17 protein-coding genes and 1 pseudogene are annotated in these 23,142 nt (G+C 37.3%); 9 read left to right on the top strand and 9 right to left on the bottom strand.

Features of this window, described 5'->3' with window-relative positions; genetic code table 11:
- The first annotated feature begins 51 nt into the window (after positions 1-51).
- The 6 genes from rpmH to rsmG all read left to right on the top strand — a co-directional run bounded on the left by rpmH (position 52) and on the right by rsmG (position 4,284).
- Positions 52-186, top strand: coding sequence for a 50S ribosomal protein L34 (gene rpmH / locus HXT27_RS02270; RefSeq protein ID WP_004106067.1), 135 nt, complete (start codon positions 52-54; stop codon positions 184-186).
- Between the two features lie 20 nt (positions 187-206).
- Positions 207-944 carry a ribonuclease P protein component gene (gene rnpA / locus HXT27_RS02265; protein ID WP_103043339.1) on the top strand — a complete coding sequence of 246 codons (738 nt, stop codon included), beginning with the start codon at positions 207-209 and terminating at the stop codon, positions 942-944.
- Positions 945-1,156: 212 nt separating this feature from the next.
- On the top strand, positions 1,157-1,444 hold the full coding sequence (yidD, locus tag HXT27_RS02260) for a membrane protein insertion efficiency factor YidD (RefSeq protein WP_075523681.1): 288 nt from the start codon (positions 1,157-1,159) through the stop codon (positions 1,442-1,444).
- On the top strand, positions 1,444-2,451 hold the full coding sequence (yidC, locus tag HXT27_RS02255; protein WP_103043341.1) for a membrane protein insertase YidC: 1,008 nt from the start codon (positions 1,444-1,446) through the stop codon (positions 2,449-2,451). Before yidD ends, yidC begins: the two co-directional genes overlap by 1 nt.
- A 277-nt stretch (positions 2,452-2,728) precedes the next feature.
- Positions 2,729-3,280, top strand: a complete 552-nt coding sequence (locus HXT27_RS02250; RefSeq protein WP_075523608.1) for a protein jag — start codon at positions 2,729-2,731, stop codon at positions 3,278-3,280.
- A 209-nt stretch (positions 3,281-3,489) separates the two neighbouring features.
- Positions 3,490-4,284: a 16S rRNA (guanine(527)-N(7))-methyltransferase RsmG gene (gene rsmG / locus HXT27_RS02245; RefSeq protein WP_103043342.1), complete on the top strand. Its 795-nt coding sequence runs from the start codon at positions 3,490-3,492 to the stop codon at positions 4,282-4,284.
- Between the two features lie 691 nt (positions 4,285-4,975).
- On the opposite strand, the pseudogene HXT27_RS02240 reads toward rsmG, so the two are convergent.
- Positions 4,976-5,545 (bottom strand): annotated as a pseudogene (locus HXT27_RS02240) (restriction endonuclease subunit S); the annotation flags it as partial.
- A 539-nt stretch (positions 5,546-6,084) separates the two neighbouring features.
- Between HXT27_RS02240 and HXT27_RS02235 the strand changes: the two are divergent.
- Both HXT27_RS02235 and HXT27_RS02230 read left to right on the top strand, forming a co-directional pair.
- Positions 6,085-7,038, top strand: coding sequence for a ParA family protein (locus HXT27_RS02235; RefSeq protein WP_103043344.1), 954 nt, complete (start codon positions 6,085-6,087; stop codon positions 7,036-7,038).
- Entirely contained in the window at positions 7,035-8,585 is a 1,551-nt protein-coding gene (locus HXT27_RS02230) for a ParB/RepB/Spo0J family partition protein (protein WP_103043345.1), read from the top strand. Before HXT27_RS02235 ends, HXT27_RS02230 begins: the two co-directional genes overlap by 4 nt.
- Before the next feature lie 67 nt (positions 8,586-8,652).
- Here HXT27_RS02230 and trxB read toward each other — a convergent pair whose 3' ends face one another.
- From trxB to HXT27_RS02205, 5 genes are all read right to left on the bottom strand, one after another.
- Positions 8,653-9,597 carry a thioredoxin-disulfide reductase gene (gene trxB / locus HXT27_RS02225; RefSeq protein WP_103043346.1) on the bottom strand — a complete coding sequence of 315 codons (945 nt, stop codon included), beginning with the start codon at positions 9,595-9,597 and terminating at the stop codon, positions 8,653-8,655.
- Between the two features lie 24 nt (positions 9,598-9,621).
- The gene (locus tag HXT27_RS02220; protein WP_103043347.1) at positions 9,622-12,567 is read right to left on the bottom strand and encodes a kinase; all 2,946 of its coding nucleotides are present in this window, start codon (positions 12,565-12,567) and stop codon (positions 9,622-9,624) included.
- 141 nt (positions 12,568-12,708) lie between these two features.
- Positions 12,709-14,589: a murein biosynthesis integral membrane protein MurJ gene (gene murJ, locus HXT27_RS02215; protein WP_103043348.1), complete on the bottom strand. Its 1,881-nt coding sequence runs from the start codon at positions 14,587-14,589 to the stop codon at positions 12,709-12,711.
- Positions 14,586-17,297, bottom strand: coding sequence for a DUF6049 family protein (locus tag HXT27_RS02210; protein ID WP_146024451.1), 2,712 nt, complete (start codon positions 17,295-17,297; stop codon positions 14,586-14,588). The genes murJ and HXT27_RS02210 overlap by 4 nt, the downstream gene beginning before the upstream one ends.
- Positions 17,248-18,024 carry an NUDIX hydrolase gene (locus HXT27_RS02205; protein ID WP_075523600.1) on the bottom strand — a complete coding sequence of 259 codons (777 nt, stop codon included), beginning with the start codon at positions 18,022-18,024 and terminating at the stop codon, positions 17,248-17,250. Before HXT27_RS02205 ends, HXT27_RS02210 begins: the two co-directional genes overlap by 50 nt.
- Positions 18,025-18,112: 88 nt before the next feature.
- On the opposite strand from HXT27_RS02205, the gene HXT27_RS02200 reads away from it, so the two are divergent.
- The gene (locus HXT27_RS02200; protein ID WP_103043351.1) at positions 18,113-19,552 is read left to right on the top strand and encodes a CCA tRNA nucleotidyltransferase; all 1,440 of its coding nucleotides are present in this window, start codon (positions 18,113-18,115) and stop codon (positions 19,550-19,552) included.
- A 147-nt stretch (positions 19,553-19,699) separates the two neighbouring features.
- Here the strand turns inward: HXT27_RS02200 and HXT27_RS02195 are convergent, their stop codons facing one another.
- From HXT27_RS02195 to HXT27_RS02185, 3 genes are all read right to left on the bottom strand, one after another.
- Positions 19,700-20,326 (bottom strand): LytR C-terminal domain-containing protein, encoded by a 627-nt coding sequence (locus HXT27_RS02195; RefSeq protein WP_103043352.1) that lies wholly within the window; start codon positions 20,324-20,326, stop codon positions 19,700-19,702.
- Positions 20,327-20,572: 246 nt separating this feature from the next.
- The gene (gene rsmA / locus HXT27_RS02190) at positions 20,573-21,472 is read right to left on the bottom strand and encodes a 16S rRNA (adenine(1518)-N(6)/adenine(1519)-N(6))-dimethyltransferase RsmA (protein ID WP_103043353.1); all 900 of its coding nucleotides are present in this window, start codon (positions 21,470-21,472) and stop codon (positions 20,573-20,575) included.
- Positions 21,473-21,504: 32 nt separating this feature from the next.
- Positions 21,505-22,935 carry a G5 domain-containing protein gene (locus HXT27_RS02185; protein WP_103043354.1) on the bottom strand — a complete coding sequence of 477 codons (1,431 nt, stop codon included), beginning with the start codon at positions 22,933-22,935 and terminating at the stop codon, positions 21,505-21,507.
- Positions 22,936-23,142 lie beyond the last annotated feature (207 nt).

The raw sequence follows: 23,142 nt of genomic DNA, 5'->3' as shown, positions 1-23,142 counted from the left end.
TGACGTAAAATTGGTCACGTTTTTACATGACTGAATATAGGAGCATTATTTATGAAAAGGACATTCCAGCCAAATAATCGTCGTCGTCACATGAAGCACGGCTTCCGCGTTCGCATGCGTACGCGTGCTGGTCGCGCAGTAATCAATCGTCGTCGCGCTAAAGGTCGTAAGTCGCTGTCTGCCTGAGTTGAGATAGCGTCGTAAATATGGAAAGGCTGAAAAGCCATCGTGACTTTGTTGCGGTACTCAAAAAACGGCGCAAAGTGAGTTCGCGGGATATCGTCGCGCATTATTTGATGCGTGACGATACAACCGTATGTAGCGCACTTAATCAGGTAAATGATTTTACGAATAATGAAACCACGGGATTTGATAGTAGTCCCGCGGAATTTTTTGATACCTTAAAACAGCCTGAAAAGTCTTATAATTCCAACGATTTCGCGAAAAATTATTCTTTTGGAGTTAAATGCGCGGAAAAGGAAAAATGTAAAAGACTTGGTCTTGCAGTATCTAAATCAGTTGGCAAAGCAGTAGTGCGTAATTTAGTTAAAAGACGCTTTCGTGTGCTTGCAAGTAAATACGAATCTTTATTGCCTTGTTATTGTGATGTTGTGTTACGAGCAAAACCTAGTGCTGCAAATGCAACGTTTGCTTCATTGAATCAGCAAGTTGAAAAATTGTTTATCAATATAACCAATAATGCTAAGATTCATGAGCAAAAAAGCAACACATCTTTCAATCGCGAGATAGTGGATCAATCTAATGAACATAAAAGCGATGAATCTAGCGAATCTTTGTATGAAGATTTTAAGAAAGACTCATATGAAGATTTCGCAAATGATTCTAAAAAATGTTTATACGATTTTTCACAAGATTCTCGCGAAGTAGATTCTCGCGGAGTAGATTCTCGTACTTCAAATAGTTCTGAAACAGAGTCTATATGATTGAAGAGTATTATTGCGATGAATAGATGTTGCTAAAAGTGTTGTTAAGAAGGTTGTTAAAAGTTTATTAGATTTTTCTAAAGACTTTTAAGATTTCATAAAGTTATACAATGCGAGGATTTTTAAAGAGGAAGGTGAAAAATATGTATAGCAAATCTGCTTTTGATAATAAAGCAAATAAAGCCAAATCGCATATTTCATGTTCCTTAATAATGATTAATTCTATTCGCTGGTATCAGAGAGTAATATCTTCCAATAATCCTGCATGCTGTCGCTACTACCCTACTTGTTCCAGATATGCAATTGAAGCTATTGAGCGTTATGGAGCATTTCGTGGCGGATTGTTAGCTTTTTTGAGATTATTAAGATGCCGACCATGGACTAGTTGTAGTATTGACGATGTTCCGCGAAAATATTCTATTTTTTATCGTTGTGCTTGGTCTAAAGCGCATGAAGAGCCACGGCTAACTCCCTTGGCTGAAGAAGACAAGGAAAACTAATGTTTAATCAAGATCATTTCGTACTTGATAATGGATTCTTCGGATGGTTTTATAAAATCCTAACGCCAGTTGAGTGGATTATGACTCAAATTATGGTGTTGTTCCACAAGTTCTTAACCCTTATAGGAATGAATGAAATAGGATTATCTTGGGTGCTTTCAATAGTATTTTTGCTATTGGTTGTTCATGCATGCATTTTCCCTGCGTTTATTAAAAGCATTAAAGGAATGCGCCAAATGCAGGCTATTTCCCCTCAAATTAAGAAAATTCAGCAAAAATATAAAGGGAAAAATGATCCTGCAAGCAAAGAAGCTATGCAACGTGAGATGATGAAGCTTTATCAGGATAATAATGCTAATCCTGCTGGTTCTTGCTTACCTATGATGATTCAAGGTCCCGCTTTTATGAGTATGTGGTATACGCTTTCAGTAATTCCTTTTATTGCAAACGGTAAGCATGCTCCGCTTGGCGCTTTTGATGTTACAGTTGCAAAACAATTTGTAAAAACACATGTTTTTGGTGTAGGTCTTTCCGATACATTCATTACTGTTCAATTAACCGGTAAAATCATCATTGTTTTAGTTGTGATTCTTATGTGTGCTGCAATGTGGTACATGCAATTTAATAACGTTCGTAAAAATTTGCCTCCTGAAGCTAAGCAAGGCAGTCAATATACGATGCAGAAACTTATGATGTGGGGATTCCCTCTGATTTACGTTTTCTCTGCTTTTGCACTTCCATTTGCAATGTTGATATATTGGCTTGTAAACAATATTATGAATATGCTCCGCTCAATTTGGCAGGTTTATGCTTTCCCAACTCCTGGTTCTCCGGCAGCTAGCGAAAAAGAAAAGCGAGATCACGATAGGGAAGTTAAGCGCAGAGAGCGTGAAGGATTGCCTACATTAGAAGAAGAAGCATTGCAAAAAGCGCGTGAAGAAGCTGAAAGGCGAGAGGTTGAAGGTTTCCAAAGGAAACAGCCTCAACGCAAGCGTAAGCGCTCTTAATTTAAGTTTTTGAGTATAGTGCGCGAGTTTGTAGAATCTTTGCTCGAGTATTGTATGAAATTTATAAGTAAAAATTCATAATTTAATAAATAATTATTACTTATTGTTTAAAGTGATATTACTGATATTGTTATGTTGCATTGTTATGTTGTATAAGATGCATAATCGTGCTGTTATGAGTGATAATACTGTTATAAGTGATAATGTAATTGTTAATGTGACGTTATTTTTTAAGTAGACTTATAAAAGCGATTTACAGTCGTGCTAAGGAGTGAGTATGGTACAGGAAGAAAGTAAAACAGTAGAGCAGCTCAATGAAGAAGCTGATATTGCTGCTGATTATTTAGAAGGATTACTTGATATTGCTGATTATGAAGGCGATATTGAGATGGGAGTTCGTAATAATCGCCCTATGATTCAGATTGTTGCAGATGATGATACTGACATTAAAAATTTGATTGGTCGTAATGGTGAAGTTGTTGATGCTTTACAACAGTTGAGCAGACTTGCTGTGCAACAGAAAACTGGTGAGCGCTCTCATCTAATTGTTGATGTTGATGGTTTCTTAAAGAGAAAACGCCAACATTTGCGCGATATGGCTTTAGATGCTGTTGATGAGGTTCGTGAAACCGGTGAATCTGTGAGCTTAAGACCTATGAATTCTTTTGAGCGTAAAGTTATACACGATACGGTTCGAGATGAGGGATTGCGTTCGCGTTCTCATGGTGAAGAACCTCGCAGATATGTGACTGTTTATATGCCTGCAAGTCTTTCTGAAGATGAAGATTCAGATAATTTCGATGAAGATGTTGAATACGTTGATGAGTAAAAATTTATTGTAAATAAATATAAAATAAGTCAGTAAAACGAAAGTTACACGATAAAACAAAAATGTTTTTGTTGTGTAACTTTTGCTGATATTTGAGCGAACATATAAAAGTTTTAAAATTTACAGTACTAAAGTGCTTAAGTTTTAAAGTTTTAAAGTGCTGAAATTTTAGAATATTAAAGTATAAAATATAAAAGTTGTGTGCAGTTATGGAAGATGGTTTGCGCGTGGAAAATTCTGAAGGCGTTGTGAATTCTGAAGGTGTTGGCAGTGATGAAAACGCTAAAGATTCTGAAGGAGTTGTGAATGCTAGTCTTGAGAATACTTGCGATGAGAATATTCTAGATGAATTAGATTCTTCGCCATTATTATGTGAAGTGCTTGGCTATGCACTACCTAAATGCAGATTGTTTCATGTGAAACTTTGCAAAGAGGGGTTGATTCGCGGTTTAGTTGGACCACGCGATATGAGCATACTTTGGGAAAGGCACATATTAAATTCTGCTGCTGCAGTTCCGTTTATTGAGAAAATTGTTGTAAATAGTAAGCAAAAAAGAATTGCGGACGTTGGCAGTGGCGGAGGATTTCCAGGTTTGGTTATAGCTGCATGTTTGCCAGACGTAAATATAACTTTGATTGAGCCAATGGAAAGACGCGTAGTTTGGTTAGAAGAATGCGTGTCTTTAATGGATCTTAAAAATGTGACTATTTTTCATGGTCGTTCTGATGAAGTTATTTCTCAAGTCAAAGAGCATAAGATTCAACCGTTTGATGCTGTAACATGCAGAGCAGTAGCGCCTATGACTAAGTTAGCTGGTTGGACAATACCTCTTTTACGCCAACATGGCAGTCTTGTTGCGCTTAAAGGCAAATCTGCTCAAGCTGAAATTGAAAAGGCTTCAAAAATGATTCGCAAAGCAGGTGGAGTCGATCCTCGTGTTGTTGAAGCTCCTGTTGCACGCGGATTACAATCAACGACTGTTGTGATAGTCGATAAAGCCTAATTTTGTGAATAAAGTATAGGTTTATTTACAGGATTTTCCTATCAAATGGGGCTGAGCTCTCGGAGTTTCTCTCATCGCAAGATTTTTACATTGCTCTAAGAGAAACTCCGAGATCTCTTTGCATGTTTAGTCTTTTAATCTTCGGTTAATCACTGAGATTTTTCGATTTTTCTTGCTCTCTCGGCGAGTCACCATCTAGCGATGCTGAGGCTCGCCTCTTTCGCTGCGAAAAATCTTAAATCTCTGCCTAACTAATAGCAAAGCGCGTCTGGCAAATAAATTCACACATAAAATACTAGTGAGGGATGGGTGTTGCTTGGTCGAACAATATAAAAGTGGAGCGATTCTAAATAAACTACAACATAATCCAATCCTATTGGGAATAAAAATTTAAATTAAAAATCTAAAGACTAGTAACACAAGCATAATGACAATGTACCTCATAAAAGCGTAACGTCTGTGAGACAAGTAACAGCCATTACTCACTAGTATGTAGGCATAAACACATATGAAAATACATGTGCGAAAAATCTTAAATCTCTGCCTAACTAATAGCAAAGCGTGCGTTGTAAACAAACCTATAGGATTATTTACAAAATATGACTGTTGTTGTGAGGTGTGGGAATTGCATTGTGTTTGAAATTGCATATTAACAAAATCTGCTTTTTAATCCTGAAGATTATATGTGTTTGAAGTTCAGGAGTTGATCTCGATAGTACTCGTATTGCTTGCTTCGAGCTGTAAGCTCTGCTGTAAGCTCTGCTGTAAGCTCTGCTGTAAGCTCTGTGAACGTGTCTAAAATCCGCACAATCTCCGCTTGCACTTCGAGAGGTGGAACGGGAATTTCAAAATTAGAATATGTGCCAATCCAAAGACGTTTGTGTTCCGAAGAAGAAAATCCAAGCAGTGACATCCAATGGTATAAATATCGTATTAACACATTTGGTTTCGCTGTAATCATTTTCATAGCAGATGATTTAACTTTAAATGGAAAATCAACCCATTGAATTGCACCAGTAAAATCATCAAAAATAATTACAGGATTATCTTTTGATGCTAAATAAATATTATCTAATTCATCTGTATAACCAAGTATAAAACTCTGCCCAGCAGTCAATACCGGAGTAGCGAAAGAATTATCATATTTTGTACTTTTTACAATATATTTCGTTGGCTGCTCATAATACGCAATCTCGCCAATCTTCTTATACTCCACACCGTTTGGGCACAATTTGGCAATTAGATCCTCAAGTTTGCTCATAAATCGCACCCTTTCAAAATAAGTTAAAATACTCAATGATTTAACTATATAACAGTGCTCTAAAATCAAAAACATTTTTTCAATGCGCAAGTTATGCGTAGCTTATTCGTGAGTTATATTTACGTTCCACGTAATTTATATGTAAGTTTCGCGTAAGTATTGTTCCTCTTTCATCATCGAATTTTATTTTCTAGGTAATTAACAAAATAAATCTTAAAGAATGCGTAAAAATACCTTGTTTCACGTGGAGCTGTTGTGTTTCACGTGAAAGTATTGAGAAAAATTGTTAGTTATTGTTTTGTCTAATTTTATTTTGTTTCATGTGAAAACAATTGCATTTTAATATATGAACATTTTGGAATTTCCCTTATTTTTCAAGGTTTTACAACAGTTGTTTGCGATGTTTCATTCGTTTTATTATGTAGATTTGTTGTGTTTCACATGAAACGATATTCGATTTTTACGTGTTTTATGTCCATAGAAGAATAGAAACTTAACACTACATGTTTGTAAAAAGAGGGTGGGGGTGATACGTAGTGGTGGAGTCTGCATCAGAAACAATTAAGCGTATTTTTGGAGATTCTGGGTCTTCGCTTGGTAGCGAATTAGCAGACGTAGTTTCTCGATATCATGCGCTTGAAGGAGTAACATACCCTCATCCTTCAAAAACTCGTTTTATTGCTGTTGCAAATCAAAAAGGCGGAGTTGGTAAAACAAGTTCAACTGTTAATCTTGCTGCTGCTATTGCCGTAGGTGGTTTACGCGTTCTTGTAATAGATATGGATCCTCAAGGTAATGCATCAACAGCGTTCAACATTCCTCATGCTTCAGGAGATGTTTCTGTATATGATGTTATTGAGGGGCGCAAGACTATTAGTGAAGTAAAGCAAACTTGTAAAGATGTTCCAGGTGTAGACGTAGTTCCTGCATCAATTGATCTAAGTGGCGCTGAGTTAGAGCTTGCAGATATGGATAATCGCAATAATCTACTTAAAGATGCTCTTAGTGAATTCATGAAAAATAGTGAAGAACATTACGATTATGTATTTATTGATTGCCCACCTTCACTAGGATTGCTTGTTATAAATGCTATGTGCGCAGCACAAGAAATGCTTATTCCAATTCAAGCTGAATATTATGCTCTCGAAGGGTTAGGGCAGTTGATTCGTACTATTGGATTGGTTCAGAAACATTACAATCCTGTTTTAGTGGTTTCTACAATGCTTGTGACAATGTTTGATAAGCGTACTCTGCTTGGTCGTGAAGTATATCAGGAAGTGAAAAATCATTATCCTAATATTGTTCTTAATACAACTATTCCTAGGACTGTGAAGATTTCTGAAGCTCCAAGTTTTGCTCAAACTGTTATTACATATGATTCACGTGGAACAGGCGCTGTTTCTTATCGTGAAGCTGCTTTAGAAATTGCGCAACGTTCAGAAACAGTATTGTCGGTTATCTCTGCAAAAGAAGAGGAGAATAATAAACGATGAGTGGCATGAAATCTCGTTTAGGTAAAGGATTAGGCGCATTATTCCCAGCATTGCCAGGTGAAGATGACTTAGTATCTCCTCAAGTGGAAAATCAAAATGTTTCTCGTGAAACAAGCGATAGTTCTTTATTAGATTCAAAGAAAGACTCTCGCAAAATAGGTGATTCTGATAGCAGTGTTCAAAACAGCGGGGAGAATGGGGAGAATACTGACGAAAAAGTTAATTTGAACGCAGACGTAGAGCAAAGTTATACAAAAAGTGAAAGCAATGCTCACATCTATTCATCTAAATTAAGCGTTTCACATGAAACTAAAGTTCCTAGTATGAATCGCTCTATTGCTCCTCACAGCGATGAATCGCGCAATATTGGATTTAATAATAATGAATCGACAATATTAAAAAATACTGTTCAAAGTAAAAAGAATCCTAAACCTTCTAAAAGATCTTCAATGCCATCTCTTGAAGATGTTACAAGACCTATTGATTTCTTCTTCGGAGATTCCGCTGAAAGAACATTTGTAAGTGATAAAAATAAGAGTGTTTCACATGAAACGAACAATAATTACAATGGTTCTGCTGAAGATAAAAATAATACAGAAACCGCGCAAAATCAAGGATTAAAGCCTGTTGAAGGTGGATATTTAGCGTATATTAAGCCTTCAGATATTGTTCCTAATGCGCAACAACCAAGATTGATTTTTGATGAAGATGAACTCAAAGAACTTGCTGCTTCTATCAAGGAAGTTGGAGTTCTTCAGCCTATTGTTGTGCGAAAAATAGAAGAAAGTGATTCTTCAAACAGTGAAATAAATGTAGTTTCACGTGAAAATAGCGAAAGTTTAGATAATTCTCAAAACAATGAATCATCTTCTAACTCTTCTTATAAAAATGAGTCAGCTCACTATGAGTTAATAATGGGTGAAAGGCGTTGGCGCGCTTCTCAATTAGCTGGTTTAGATGTTGTTCCTGCAATTGTTCGCACTACTCCTGATGAAAATATGCTCCGTGATGCCTTGCTGGAGAATTTGCACAGAGTCGCTTTGAATCCACTAGAAGAAGCAGCTGCTTATGCGCAAATGATTGATGATTTTGGCTTAACACAAGCTCAGCTTTCTCAATCCGTATCTAAATCTAGACCTCAAATTGCAAACACTTTGCGCTTACTTAATTTGCCAGCTTCCGTTCAAAAGCAAGTAGCTTCCGGATTGCTTTCTTCTGGTCATGCAAGAGCATTATTAGGTTTAGAGAGTTCTGAAGAAATGGAATCAGTAGCTCAGCGAATTATTGACGAAGGCTTATCTGTGAGAACTACTGAAGAAATTGTTTCACTAAAAGGAGTCGAAGCAGGTCGTAGATCTACTCCGACTCGTAGAGCGCGTAATGATAGATGGTCTTCATCTCCTATTCGTAGCCAATTGGAAAAGCATTTTTCTACGAAAGTTTCTATTAAAGGAACTCCTCAGCATGGGCATATTGAAATAGTATTTTCTTCTCCTGAAGATATGAAGAGAATCGTGCAAATGCTTATGCCAAATCAAGCAGAATAGACTCGCATAGAATCACTACGCTAAAGCAGATAAAGACGCAATAACGCAATAACGCGATAAAACGCGATTAGTTTTCATCTAATTCGTTTAAATATGCTTGTGCGTCAAGAGCTGCATGACATCCCATTCCAGCAGCTGATACAGCTTGACGGTATACGTTATCTACAACATCTCCTGCTGCAAATACTCCAGAAACTGAAGTTTTGGTTGAAGTGCCTTCTACTTTAATAGTTCCATCGCTATTAAGTTCCAAAGCTCCATTCAAGAATTCAGTCGAAGGAGTATGTCCAATAGCAACAAATATTCCAGATGCTTCGATTTCTTGAGTTTCGTTTGTTTTTACGTTTCTTACAGTAACAGATTGCGCGTCTGAATCAGATCCATTTACGGATTCAACAACACTATCTAAAACAAACTTAATTTTTTCATTTTCTTTAGCGCGATCGACCATAATTTTCGAAGCGCGAAACTCGTTACGTCTGTGAATTAAAGTAACGGAAGATCCAAAACGAGTCAAGAATTGAGCTTCTTCAAAAGCGCTATCTCCTCCTCCAACAACAACAATTGGTTTACCGCGGAAGAAGAATCCATCGCAAGTAGCGCAATAAGATACTCCGCGACCAGAGTATTGTTGCTCGCCAGGAACGCCCAATTTGCGCACTTGTGAGCCCGTAGAAACAATAACAGCGTGTGATTCGTATATTGAGCCATCACTTAACGTTACGCTTTTTACAGGCTTTAAAAAGTCCACGTTTGTGACATCGTCAAAAATAATTTCTGCACCAAATTTTTCTGCTTGTTTTTGCATCGCGTCCATAAGATCTGGACCTAAAATACCATCTGGGAATCCAGGATAATTCTCTACTTCTGTGGTATTTACTAGCTGCCCACCAGGGGTAAGTGCTCCAGCAATAACTAACGGATTGTAACCGGCACGCCCTAAATAAATTGCAGCAGTGTATCCTGCAGGACCTGAGCCGATAATAATAGCCTTGCGTAATTGCGCTTCCATATAAATTCCCCTTTATTCTAAACTTTAATAAATCCTTGCAGAATTTATGTATAAGCTGTTATTCGGTAAACTATTTGCCGGAACCCAAAGTAGAAAGTCTTGAGCTTTAATTGGCTTATTGAATTTAACTTCAGTTGTGCCGCTTTCATCAAATGTAAATTCTGCAACCTGATCGCCTTTAGTAGGGTCATTCTTAGTGTTTGCAAAAAGATATCCATGACCACCTGAAGAACGAATTGAGATAACAAATCTATACGCTTCTTGAGGCTGAGTCAAATGCATATAATATCCATATCCATTTTGATGAGATGGTTTGCTTAAGAACTGACGTATATCAATTTCAAAAGGAGTATTGTTTACAGGAATATTAGGCGCAGGAACAGCCTTAACAGTTTTATGACCTTCAGGTACTTTGTGTCCTTTAGCTTTTTCTTCTGGGAGGATTCCGCGACTTCCAAAAGGAACGTTATTTATATTTTCAGAATCCCACGGATTAGAATTGTTGAACGAAGATGATGATTCATGAGATGACAACAATCCATGTATTGCAAAGAATGATCCAACAATAATCAATAGCAGCATTATGCTAATTGCTATAAATTTAGTAGAAAGACCTACGAAAATCTTTGCATCTGCAATATCTTCACCGTTTTTGCGTATTTGCTGCTTTTTAATACTAGCTGCATGCTCTCTAGGCTCAAAACTTGGTGGAAGAGATGAAAGTGAAGAAACTGTATGCAAATCCATATCTGTATCTTCAAGTTCTTCTTCACGCAAAGCGCGCGCTGATTCTTCTCCAGGAGCTATAAAACGACTTTGATTATCTACAACAGGTACGCGCCCTGTAAACTCTGATTCCTCACTTAAGAATGCGTTTGCACGGGCTATAGGCTCTGTGTGGCGCGAGTTTTGAATAAGCAAATCCTCAAAATCAAAAGTGGAAGAAGCTATTGCTGGAATGTGATCGAATGTTTCGCCTTCTTCGTTAGAAAATTGTGCATTCGCGTTCTCAGAATCGCTAAAGTTCTCAGAATCGTATGAATTGTTAGAGATAGAAGAATCATACAAGTCGGAATCATCGGATTTCGACTTCAAACGACTTTTATTTCTAGAAATATTGCTTATATTCTGCTTGTAATTATTCGAGCGATTATTTAATGAACTATTAGAATTATTATCTTCTAAGTTTTTTTCTGAATTATCTTGAGCTATTTCATCATCATTTTTTATAACATGTATATTTCGTTCAGACATAGGGAAAATAGAATCGTCTGCATCTAATTCAGTTGGAGCAAGTATATTAGCCATTTCTGCAGCAGCAATATCATGAAAATCTATATCTACATTTGTGTTTGTGTTTTCAAGTTCTGATGAATCAATATTATTTTCATCGCTATTATAATTTTCGTATTTTTCTTTAGACTTATTTTTAGAATTTTTACGAGAATTGCGCTTGAATAGTGTTCCAAGTGTTTTGCCAGCTTTTCGTATGCTTGTGCTTGCAGCAGCAAATCCAGAAATAGACATATTTGTCGCGCTAGTTTCGCTTGACGCAACTGGTGCAACGGATGAAGCAGCTTGTGATGATTTGATGATGCTGCTGGCAAAAGATAAAGCTCCAATAGCAGCTTTTGCCCCTTTATCTGCTTTAGTCCCAATAGATCCAATAGCAGTATTTTTATCGGCTTTAGTTACTTTATTTACGTTTGAAGCTTGTAAGTCAGATGAGTTCTTCCCGTTTTTAGAAGAATTGTGTGCACTCTCAGCGTTTTTTTGCTTGTTGTCAGATGATGTCGGAGAACTACTAGATATTTGTGAAGATTCATCTTTTAGCATAGATGGAATATCGTTCTCATCCTTACTTAAATCTTTACGTGAATTCTCATTTAAATCGTCATTTGTTTCATCTCGTGAAGAATCGCGTAAATCTGATGAAAAATCATAATTTAATAAATCAGGATTTTCTGCTTGTTGCATAGCAGAGTTAAAGCCATCGTTAAACTGATCTTCACTTTGTACAAGATCTTCAGGGAAAGGCAATATAGAATTCTTATCTTCTGCTTTCAATTCAATCAAGCTAACTGAAGCAGCTCCTTCTAACCTTGGCAGCAAGATATCTTGAGCACAAAGCGATCTAAGTGGCGTGTATTTACCTAATAGCGCAGAAAGCTCAGCAATAGATGCCATTGGTATTATATTAGGATTCTTGTTTGAATCTGCTACTTGTGATTCGCATAATCCACGTTTACAGATCATACGAAATTCTGAAGGAACATTTTCGCTAATGCGTGATAATGAAAAATCGTGTAAGTTCTTTGAAATAGTGCGTGTGAGAAGAGAGTAAAGCAATGCAGATAATTGTCTTGTTGCAATTCGCTCATAGGATTCTTGAGATGGCGAAGACTTTTCTAAATCTTTGGAAGAGGTATCATCCTTAGCATTATTCAGTAAAGTTAAGTCTTCAATCATTGGGCTAATTGGAGTATCTGCTAGCTCAATGCCATTTGTTGTAATACGAACTGTATCTGTTGAAATTGCGTGATGTGTAATGCCATTAGCGATCATTTTACTTACAATTCCAGCTGTTTCTGCAACAATAGTTCGTATTGCCTCGTAGCTAAGAGGATTGATAGGACTTATTGGCTTAGATTGTCTTCTTTCTTTTGAATTATTGTCTGCAAGATAATCACTTATGCTTAATCCGGAATCTAAAGCTGTAATAATAATTGAGATATCGTCAATATGCTGTAATTGCAGTACTTGTGTGAACTTGCGGCTACGCGCTAAAGCGAGGGTTGATGCAATAGTGTTCACATCTGTTAGGAATCTGGAATCGCGTACGATGAAAAGTTGGCAATCGCGTTCCAAAATATTGTCGCTAGCTTGCCAAACTTGGAGTTCCTCTTCGTTACGCAATGGTGATACGAGCGCATAACGATTGAGAATTATATCTCCTAAACGAGGTTTCATCTATTCCTCTTCCTAATTGTCAAAATAGTAAATTCATATGCTATTACCAATATTCTAGTGGTACTTATGTCATATGCGCGTCATACTTTTTGTGGATATTGTAAATATTTTCTTATATGACGTATTTGTAGTCAAAGTAAACTATTTTTTACGAGTTGATGTAACAATTCGCGGCTTACGATGATTCTTTTGATTATTGGAAGAAGTGCGTAAATATGATTTTTTATTTTCTATATTTGCGCCTGTGAAAGCTTTTTCGTCATTGCTTTTGTCACTAGTTTCATCAAGAGCAATTTCAGTGCTATCGGCATTTTTGTTAGCTTTACTAATAACTTTTTGAACAAATTTTAATGAAGATAGTGCAGGAATTTTTGTTGCAACTTTCAATACAAACGAATTGTATAAAGTAGTTAATTCTTGAGTTTTAAGTAAAACAAGAGTACCAACGTATGAAACAATAATAATAACAGTTAAAATAACGCAAACTAAAATTGCGCGAATCCATCTTACTGCTCCGTGAAGTTGAGGCATTTCAACGTTAATTATTTTCATAACAGGTATGCGAGCTAATAGTGTTATGCAAATTGAAACAGCAGTAGCGATAGCAATTTTAATATGCGTAGATAAAAGTCTTGAATCGTCTAAATTATTATTGAAGCGTCTTCTTAGCATCCATATAAGAGCAGGGAATGTGAGCAAAAATTCTATAGTTACTGACGAGCTTAAAACAGCTACCCATTGTGTTGGAGGGAAGAATTGTATGCAAACAATAAGTACTACTAACTCTGTTACAACTCCAGCTAAAGTAAATATGAATGGCTGCTTACCGTCTTCAAAAGCGTAGAAAGTGCGCTGAATAATCAAATACGCACTAGCAAATGGCAGGCTAAAAGAAAGTAGCATTAAAGGAGTAGACATGAAATAAGCTTCTTTAAGGCTAATCGATGGTAATAAAGCTAAAGAAATTGGCGTTGGCATTGTTACGAACGCTATGAGGAAGAAACACATAAGTATGCTTACGTGCCTTAAAGAATCACTTAAATCTTGCCGTGCTATAGCTATATTATGCGTTGCAACAGCCTTTGAAATTTTCGGGAAAATTGCAGTTGCTACCGATACTGCTATCAGCGAGTAAGGAAGTAAGTAAATCGTATATGCGTTTTGGAATGTTGCGTTACCTGCTACGTCAAATTGGTTAATTCCCATAGTTGTTTCGGCAAGTTGAGGGGCACTAGTAATTGTGTGTGTTGTAACCATAACAGACAATTGATTTACTATGACAATCCCTATGCTCCATGCTGCAACAGGTCCCATAGAACGCAATCCAATACCCTTTATACCCCAGCTAGGTTTATATACGATTCCGATTTTTGTAAGAGGTATAAAAAGTAGTAATGCTTGAATTGCAACTCCTAAAGTCCAGAATCCTGCAGTTAGTAAAAGTCTGCTATTGCTCCAGAACGATAACGGTTGAGTTGTGGCTCTGCCGAAAAGAACTATAAAAGTGCCAAATCCAATGCAACTTACAATGTTTGCTGCAACTGAGCTCCACGCATACATTGCAAATTTGCCTTTTGCTGCAAGAATCTGCCCTAAAACTGTATATAATCCATAGAAAAATATCTGTGGTATGCACCATAAAGTGAAAGCGTTAGTTAGAGCTAACATTTCTGGTCCACCGCCAGCATAAAGCCACGTTATTACAGGAGTTGAAACACCCATTAGAAGTGTGACTGCTAATAGCATTGTTATAGCAAAAGTAATTAGCTTGTTAAGTCTATCTTTTGCATCTTTCTTCTCAAGAGTGCGTACGATTTGCGGTACTAGTACAGCGTTAAAAATACCTCCAGAAACGAGCGCATATATGAGTTGAGGGATAGTTGATCCAGCTTGATAAGCATTAGCAGCTAGTCCTGTTGTGCCTAGTGCTGCTGCAAGTAGGATTGTGCGAATTTGACCTGTGATTCGCGAAGCCGCAGTGCCACTTGCCATAATAATTGAATTGCGACCTACTGAACTCATTCGTCTGGATCCTTTTTACGATGGAATTGTCTGTAAAGCCCCCATACTCCGAGAGCGAAAGCAAATATTATGATAATCGTACCGCTTTTATCACTAATTTGCAGTGTGCTAGTAATAGTAGTTGAGTTAGTTGTTGAAAAAGTGTGATGTTTCCTATCTTCTAGCCTAAACAAAGCCTTTACTTGTGCTGATGTAGTAACGCGTACAGGTAAAGTCACTTGAATTTCACTGTCTGCTGGAATGCTCACTATTTGTGTTCTACCCAAAACAATTTCCATAGATTTAGTTGTTGCAGTGAGATATACGCGAATAGGGTATGGATGTGCGTTGCTGATTGTTACAGGCAAGGATGCTGTTTCGCTAAATACTGTTATGTGTGGCGGAGGAACTATGCGAATTCCAGATAATAAGCTATTTACGAGAGTTTGAGTTGTGAATTTTTGTGTTGCGCTCGCATTGTTTGTAGGTTGTTGTGGTTTTTTGTTTTTGCTTTGAGAAGCGTTTGATTTTGGTTCGTTAGTTTTTTCTGTGTTAGTTTTTTCTTCGTTAGCTTGTGTTGAGTTGGTTTTTTCTTCGTTGCTTTGATTTGCTATTGAACCGAATGAAGACGAATGTGTTTTTGCATCAAAATACGGTTTTCCGTCATAATGGAGTATTTCTTTGAATGCCATCGAATCGAAAATATCAATAAGCTTTTTGCTCCATATTTTTGAGTTACTTGTTTTGCTCAGAGCACCCATTTTTGCATGCTGTTTTGCTAAAGATTGAGCATCTCCAGCATCACTTTTTTCTTTTTGAATTGCATTATTATCTAAAATGTCATTCGTAAAACTTATTAAATTCTCTCGAGATTTTGCTAATTCGCGTAATTTATCATTTCTTGATTTTGCACTCTCGCTGCTTAGACCGCTATTGAGTGGAATAACCTTTCTTGAATTTTCGTTATTAAAAGGTTCGGATGAAGTTAATGATTGAAGATTTTTTAGATCAATCCAAGGCGATTTTTCGAGAGCGTTCATCACATTGTCGATTGATTTTGCGCTTGTATTTGTTGCAAAAGTTATAAGAAGATTTCTAGAAGCATACGGTTGCTCCATTTGATAAAAAGCACTTTGCGCAACTAATCTACTTATGCGTCCTGCTTCAGTGGATTCTGCTGATGCATAATCGCTACTAGCTTGCCCATTAGCTAAGTGTGTTAATACATTTTGAGAAGCAAGAACGTTGATTTCTCCAGAATTTGTTTGTATGTTATACACGCCTGTATTTGTTGCAAAACGATTTGCATTAGGATCGAATCCGTGTGTTGCAATAACAGTGTTGTATCCGCTATTTTTAGCTTGTACGAGCGCGTTAAGAGTCCACTTACCATTCGTTTGCCATGCGAATACAGGAGTTTTTCCGTTTACGCACTCGCTATCGTTTTGAGAAAGTTTTTGTGAAGGTTCTAACGATGAATATATTGAACAAGTTTCTTTGAGTGACCATTCATTTGGAGTGATTCCAGCAGATTTATAAAGTTCAAAATTAGAATCATCCGCATAAGAACTTATATCAAAACCTGCTTTTTGCATGAACGCACTAGGTCTATAAAGTATTCTTGCTGCTTTTAGCGTGTAAGGGTCAGCTATAGTTTGCAAAAGATTATGTTTTTCTGCAAGATCAACTTGTTTAGTAATGCGATTTAGTTCGTTGTTATTCAGCGATACTTTCGCGCGTATGCTATATGGGAAGCTAATAATTTTTTCTTTTTTTAACGTATTTTTCTTATTAAGTTTTTTTGTGTTATTTGAATTATTTGTGTTATTTGAATTATTCGAATTATTTGCTTGAGCTGCGGAATCGCTGGTTTTTCCGTGATTGTTGCTGTTTTCCTCAGAATGTTGTGAATTAGTTTTACTACTATTTTTTGGATTATTTTGTGCATTATTAGGATGATTATTATTTACAATTTCGTCTGACTGTTGAGTGTCAATAGTTGTTTTCCAAGAATCAGGATTTGCAAGTATTGGCATAATAGCAGTCATGCCGATAGGAGGAGTATTGGTATTAGAAAGACCATCGTTAGAACGAGTTAAGAAAGTTTGCACAGAAATGATGTGTTTTTCGTCTGTTGAAGTGTATAAAACTAATAAAGGCTTTGGACCCCATTGCTTTATGGTTGCAAGATTAGGCGAGTCTGAGGGAACATCTACGTTAACAATTCGATTACTTTTAGCAGCCATGGTATCTACTTGCGATTTTCCAAGTAATTGCCGTGTGGGTATGTGTGATTCTCCTTCTGCCCATTTTTGTATATCTGTTCTAGACGTGAAAGTGTAATAAGGATTTACGAATACGCTTATAGTTCCTTCCGGAAGTGTTTGATTTTTAGCGGTGTTTATAGATATTGATAAATGATATCCGCTTTTATCTGTAACTATTGCAGTAGAATCAGTTATTTTTAAAGAAAGACCTTTGCTAAGAGGATTAACGTGTTTATAAGCGTGTCCTTTTGGATTTGCTATTAAATGTTTTTTATGTAATTCTTCAGCTTTAGCAACGTTTGAGGAGTCAAAACTGAAGAATAGTGAGCTTGCAACACATGCTATGCATAATGCGAAACACAAAATCACTATGCACGCATTATTGTAAAAACGTTTAAGTGAAGTTGTTTTATTATTCGCAATTTTCATATCTGTTAGACCGCCTGTTTGACTTTCTAGCATACAGCCACGCTATTTTGCGTTCGTTAGGATAACTAAGAATATTATTAAGCTCGGAAAAATCAACCCAACGAGCTTCTTCAGCTTCATGATCGGGATCTCCTAACACTGATATTTCGCCGCTTAAATATCTTAAAGCAAAATGGTGAACTAATTTATGCACTCGTTGGCTTGTGCCTGTAAACCAATAATCAATAGTTGCGATTGATTCCACAATTTCACCTAATATGCCTGTTTCTTCGTGTATTTCTCTTACGGCAGTCTGTTGTGGTGTTTCGCCTTTTTCTATATGTCCTTTTGGTAAGCACCATTCCAGGTGTCCACTACGTGAATGTCTAGCAATAATTGCGACACGCCCGAGCGAGTCAAAAACAAGTCCTCCAGCAGAATATTCGCGTACTATTGGCAAATCCTGTGTGTCTAAAGAAGCGAAAGTTTTTGGCACTTCTGCATTTCTACGCTGTGGCATTATTGCAGGAGAAGGTGCAAAAGAAATCTGCTCATTGATGAAAGATTCTTCTATGTGAATTACGTTTTCTTCAACGTCTTCACCTGACGAAAATACAGGTATATCAATGAAAATAGAGGATTCTTCGCTTGTGATTTTTTGTTTATGAGATGATATTCTCTTAGCTAAATCGAGTGGGGTTATAGATGCTTTAGCACGTGTTTGGGTATGGTTATTCGAAGCTCTGGCGAGCATGCGTCTTAAGTCTTCGGGAGTAACCATACAATCCACCATACTCAATCCGCTGTGCATTGGGGTAACTGTATGCTGGAAATAGGTTTGTTGTTACGCTGAAAGGGTGTCGCGTAGAGTGTCTGGAAATTTTGAAGTTTGGCCTGAAGCCATAGAATTGGGACGTTTGTTTGCTGAGCGCAATTATGAGCTTGCGTTAGTAGGTGGACCAGTGCGAGACATGTTATTGCATAGGACTTCGCATGATCTTGATTTTTGCACTTCTGCCAAGCCGGAAGAATTTGAGCCGATTTTGCGTCATTGGGGACATGACGGATTTTGGGATATGGGTAGGAAGTTTGGCACTTTAGGAGCTGTTAGACGTCGAAAAGATGGCACAGAGGTAAAAGTTGAAGTTACAACGTATCGTTCAGACGTTTATAATCCTGATTCTCGTAAGCCGGAAGTTCAATACGGAGATACTTTAGAAGGCGATCTTTCTCGTAGAGATTTTACTGTAAATGCAATGGCATTAAGAGTTCCAGATATGGAATTTGTAGATCCTTTTGCAGGCGCAAATGATTTAGCAAAAGGTGTTTTACGTACTCCTGTAGATCCGCGTCAGTCTTTTGACGATGATCCTCTTCGCATGATGCGTGCAGTGAGATTTGTAGCGCAACTTGGTTTTACTATTGAAGCGCGAACGGCTGAAGCGATTTCAGATATGTCAAGTCGTTTGAATATTGTTTCTGCAGAACGCATTAGAGATGAGCTTCAAAAAATGTTGCTTTCTGAACGTCCTCGTAAAGGCGTAGAAGCTCTTGTTGATTCTGGGCTTGCGCAATACGTTTTGCCTGAAATTCCAGCATTGCGTTTAGAAATAGATGAGCATCATCGCCATAAGGATGTTTTTGAACATACGATGATGGTTCTTGAGCGTGCGATTGCTTTAGAAACAGATGAAAACGGTGCTGTGCCTGCTCCTGATTTGACTCTTCGTCTGGCTGCTCTTTTACACGATATTGGTAAGCCACGTACGCGTAAGTTTGAAGAGGGTGAGAAAGTGAGTTTCCACCATCATGATGTTGTTGGCGCAAAAATGACTGCTAAAAGACTTAAAGCTTTACATTGCGATCATCGTCTTATTGAAGATGTTAGCGAATTAGTGAATCTTCATTTGCGATTCCACGGTTACGTAGATGAGCCTTGGACGGATTCTGCAGTAAGGCGATATGTTAAAGATTCAGGTCATTTATATGAGAGATTGAATCGTTTAACAAGAGCTGATGCTACTACGCAGAATCGCCGTAAATCCTTAATGTTTGAACATGCTATGGATGAGATGGAAGAGCGAGTAAAAGAGCTTAAGAAGCAGGAAGATTTGAATGCTATTCGTCCAGATTTGGATGGAAATGAAATTATGGATTTGCTTAATGTAAAGCCTGGGCCTGTAGTAGGAGCAGCTTATAAGCATATGCTTAATTATCGTTTGGATTATGGTCCAGTTGAGCATGATGAAGCTGTAGCAGAGTTGATGCGTTGGTATGAAAACGAATATTGCAAAGTTTCTTCCAAATAGTATCTAAAAGAAATTCAATTGCGTTGTAGTTTAAGCCTGGTTAGCTTTCATAGCGTGGTAAGCCTGATTAGCTTTCTTAGATTGGTTAGCCAGGTTAGCTTGATTGCCAGGTAAGCGTAGTTAGTTTGAGATGGAAAATAATGTAAATTATTTTACTTCTTTGTGCTTTTCAGCTTTAGGAAGATTCTTTATATTATTAGCATCCTGACAATTTTTAATAGGAGTGATTTCTGCTCCAGAAGCAGGAACATCTGTTTTTGGTCGCAAATTTCTAAAATCTGTTCCAAGAACTATGTCAACCAGTTTGTCTTTGCGATCGTCCATTTGCAAAGCGACTTCATCGAATTGAGAGCTTAGTGTATAAGCAGAATTTATTGAATTTTTGCCAAAATAAATAGTTGTACGCTTAACGCCCTGTGTTTTATTGTTTCCAACTTCAATTAAATTAAATCCGCGAATTCTCAAAGCCTCGCCTACAGCATTAGCAAAACCTCTGAATTTAGTTCCATTCAAGATTCGAATAGAAACTGTGCGCGCATCAAGATACGATATTTTATCGCCATCTTTATCTTTTATAGGGCATGGGGCAACTATTCCGTAATTATTGTTATCTTTTTTAGTTTTTGGAGAATTTAATCCGAAAACATGGAATTGGATCATGAAAGATAACAAAGTTGCAACCACTAGTGCAATTCCAACAGTAAGTAATATGGATTTAGTCTTTTGATACATGAACTCTTTGCGAGCGGTGCGCTCATCGTATTCTTGCGCCATGATACTCCAAATCTATCCATACACTTAATTTGTTGCGATTACGCCTAAAATCCCTAAATTCACCGTATTCTAATTTTTCAAATAGCATACTAGGTATTTTGAAATTAGGCGCGAAGTATTACTTTACACGCATTTTACTGACTATGTATGACCTAAAGGCGTTCTAGATCTATCGTTTGCCAAATGCTTAATTATTCTTACTGTTTTTAATTTTTAATTTTAGAATACGAGAGTTCGCTAATGCTTTTAAAAGTTATATTGTGCTCTTGCTAACGCCAAAAATTCTTCGCATGTAAGAGTTTCGCCTCTTCGAGTTGGATCTATTTTAGAAATTTCAAATGCAGCTTTTTCAACATGATTTTTTAGAGCTGCATTAAGTGTTTTTCTACGTTGTTGGAATGCGGCATCGACTAGAGAAAATACTTCAGCGCGCTGAATTTCATTACCTTTACTTACGCAATCTCTAGTGAAAGAAACTAATGCAGAATCAACGTTAGGTGATGGCCAAAAAACATTTCTTCCAATAATCCCAGCGCGTTGCGCATGCCCATACCAAGCGAGTTTTACGCTTGGAGTTCCATAGACTTTATTACCAGGATGCGCGCATAGCCTATCTGCAACTTCTTTTTGAACCATTACTACGAAGTTTTGCAAATTATCAAATTTTTCTAAAAGCGTTAAAATAATAGGCGTAGCAACGTTATAAGGTAGATTTGCTACGAGAGTAAAATTCTTTGCGCTTGCAATTCTAGGCAAATCCTGTTTAGTAATATTTAGAGCGTCTTTTAATACAACATTAAATCGTTCAAATGCTTGAGGCATGAATTCTAATACTGTATTTGGCAGTCGTTTTGCTAGAGGTGGATCAATTTCTATAGCTGTAAGATTTGCTCCAGTTTCTAAAATTGCTAATGAAAGAGAGCCTAATCCAGGACCTACTTCGAGAACTGTATCTTTTTCTGTAATTCCAGAAATGCTTACAATTTTTCGTACTGTTCCAGGATCTATTACGAAATTTTGTCCAAATTTTTTACTAGGCGTAATACCTTCTTCTGCCGCAATTCTTCTTATATCTGCTGCTCCAAGAAGTTTTCCGTCAAAGCTATCGTTGTCGCTATTTAATTTAGTCACTTTAGTACCATCCAAAGTTTTCTAGTTTTGTGTTGATTTAATGTGATTTAGTACCATCCGACATCATGAGAATGTTGAACTGCTGCTGTAGGGCTTCCGTAACGATTTTTTATGTAATTTAATCCCCAGTTGATTTGAACTCCAGCATCTTCATGCCAATTAGGACCGCCTCCTCGCGATACATCTCCTAGTTTACTTGCAGGTAGTGCTTGTGGGATTCCATATGCTCCAGAGCTTGGGTTTTCAGCATTCCATCTCCAATGTGATTCGCGATTCCACAACCATACGAGAGCGTCCCATTCTTCGCCGACCCATCCGAATTCTGCGCATGCTGCTTTAGCGTACAGTTTTGCTTGTTCTGGAGTTGCGTGAACCATGCTATCTGTATCGTCGTCAGTTGGTGCTGGTGCCGGAGCTGGAGCTGGTGCAGGGGCTGGAGCAGGAGCAGGGGCTGGAGCAGGGGTTTGTGGTTTTGGTTTCTGCTCAGACTTTGGTTTCGGTTTATTTTCAGATTTAGGTTTAGGTGAAGGTGCTACTTTTTTAGATTTATTTTGTTTATTATTCTTTGGTTTTGTATTTGTGTCACTTTCATGTTTTATTTCTGGTTTATCTTGTTTTTGTGGCACAGATTTACGCCCGATAGCCACTACTGCATCAATAACTGGTTTAGTAACTGTTTGAGAAACAAGAGTTGCAGATTCTGGCTTTCCGTCAACGTATGTAACGTTATAAACATCTTCTCTTTCGCCGTTAATTCCTGCTTTTTGCACAATGCGTGTGCCTTCTGGAAGATTATTGTCAGTAATGGTTTGCGTTGTAAATGGTACTTGCACAACGCGTTTTTCTTGACCGTGTGTAACTCGCAATATTCTAAGAATTGTTTTATTGCCATCATTTTCAACTGTTACTCGATCTTCTTTTCCTAAAACTATTCCTTGTGAATCAAGAATAGAACTTGCTGGAAGTTTCCCATCTGGAGCAATTCGCGTTTTTCCATCGCATATAACGCTAACAGGACCTTCTTTATTGATCGATAATCCTCCTGAAAGTTTGTCGTATATATTACGAAGATTAACTGTGATTTTTACAGCTCTTTTTTCATTTGCTTTAAAGAATCCAATAAGCTGATCTACGCTTGTTGCAACTGTCCAGAATGGTATTGTAACTCCATTAACTGTAACTGAAGTCTGATATGCGCTTCGTACAGTAACTGTACTGTGATTTGTGAGTATTTCTCCAGAAGATGTTAGTACTTGATCGTGTGTTTTTATCTTTATATTTTGTTCTTCGAGAAGTCGTTGTGCGCTCATTGCGTAAGTTGTTACAATTTTTGATTTGCCATTAACTGTAAGTGCGACTGCTTTTCTAGTTGAGAAGGCAAAAAACGCTGTACAAATAAGTGCAATACTTAATGCGCTTGCAATTATTCTAGCGCGTCTTAATACAACAAAACGTCTTGGCGTCCATCGACGTATCATGTAACCTCGCTTCCCGAAATCAGACTTTCATTATAACTAATTATTTATGTTAATGCGATATCATTTATTCTCAGAAACAGTAAATAGGATGGCTTTGTGAATAATCCTATAGTTTCATTTACAGGATTTTCCTATCAAATGGGGCTGAGCTCTCGGAGTTTCTCTCATCGCAAGATTTTTACATTGCTCTAAGAGAAACTCCGATAG

Origin of the sequence: Gardnerella bivia, from assembly GCF_049262715.1 — a bacterium.
GTDB lineage: Bacteria > Actinomycetota > Actinomycetes > Actinomycetales > Bifidobacteriaceae > Bifidobacterium > Bifidobacterium vaginale_A.
This window is presented reverse-complemented; position numbering and strand designations above follow the sequence as displayed.

Bases quoted from the DNA above. Each gene is read 5' to 3' on its own strand.
- rpmH (WP_004106067.1), top strand. From the start codon at position 52: ATGAAAAGGACATTCCAGCCAAATAATCGTCGTCGTCACATGAAGCAC.
- rnpA (WP_103043339.1), top strand. From the start codon at position 207: ATGGAAAGGCTGAAAAGCCATCGTGACTTTGTTGCGGTACTCAAAAAA.
- yidD (WP_075523681.1), top strand. From the start codon at position 1,157: ATGATTAATTCTATTCGCTGGTATCAGAGAGTAATATCTTCCAATAAT.
- yidC (WP_103043341.1), top strand. From the start codon at position 1,444: ATGTTTAATCAAGATCATTTCGTACTTGATAATGGATTCTTCGGATGG.
- HXT27_RS02250 (WP_075523608.1), top strand. From the start codon at position 2,729: ATGGTACAGGAAGAAAGTAAAACAGTAGAGCAGCTCAATGAAGAAGCT.
- rsmG (WP_103043342.1), top strand. From the start codon at position 3,490: ATGGAAGATGGTTTGCGCGTGGAAAATTCTGAAGGCGTTGTGAATTCT.
- HXT27_RS02230 (WP_103043345.1), top strand. From the start codon at position 7,035: ATGAGTGGCATGAAATCTCGTTTAGGTAAAGGATTAGGCGCATTATTC.
- trxB (WP_103043346.1), bottom strand. From the start codon at position 9,597: ATGGAAGCGCAATTACGCAAGGCTATTATTATCGGCTCAGGTCCTGCA.
- HXT27_RS02220 (WP_103043347.1), bottom strand. From the start codon at position 12,567: ATGAAACCTCGTTTAGGAGATATAATTCTCAATCGTTATGCGCTCGTA.
- murJ (WP_103043348.1), bottom strand. From the start codon at position 14,589: ATGAGTTCAGTAGGTCGCAATTCAATTATTATGGCAAGTGGCACTGCG.
- HXT27_RS02210 (WP_146024451.1), bottom strand. From the start codon at position 17,297: ATGCTAGAAAGTCAAACAGGCGGTCTAACAGATATGAAAATTGCGAAT.
- HXT27_RS02205 (WP_075523600.1), bottom strand. From the start codon at position 18,024: ATGGTTACTCCCGAAGACTTAAGACGCATGCTCGCCAGAGCTTCGAAT.
- HXT27_RS02195 (WP_103043352.1), bottom strand. From the start codon at position 20,326: ATGGCGCAAGAATACGATGAGCGCACCGCTCGCAAAGAGTTCATGTAT.
- HXT27_RS02185 (WP_103043354.1), bottom strand. From the start codon at position 22,935: ATGATACGTCGATGGACGCCAAGACGTTTTGTTGTATTAAGACGCGCT.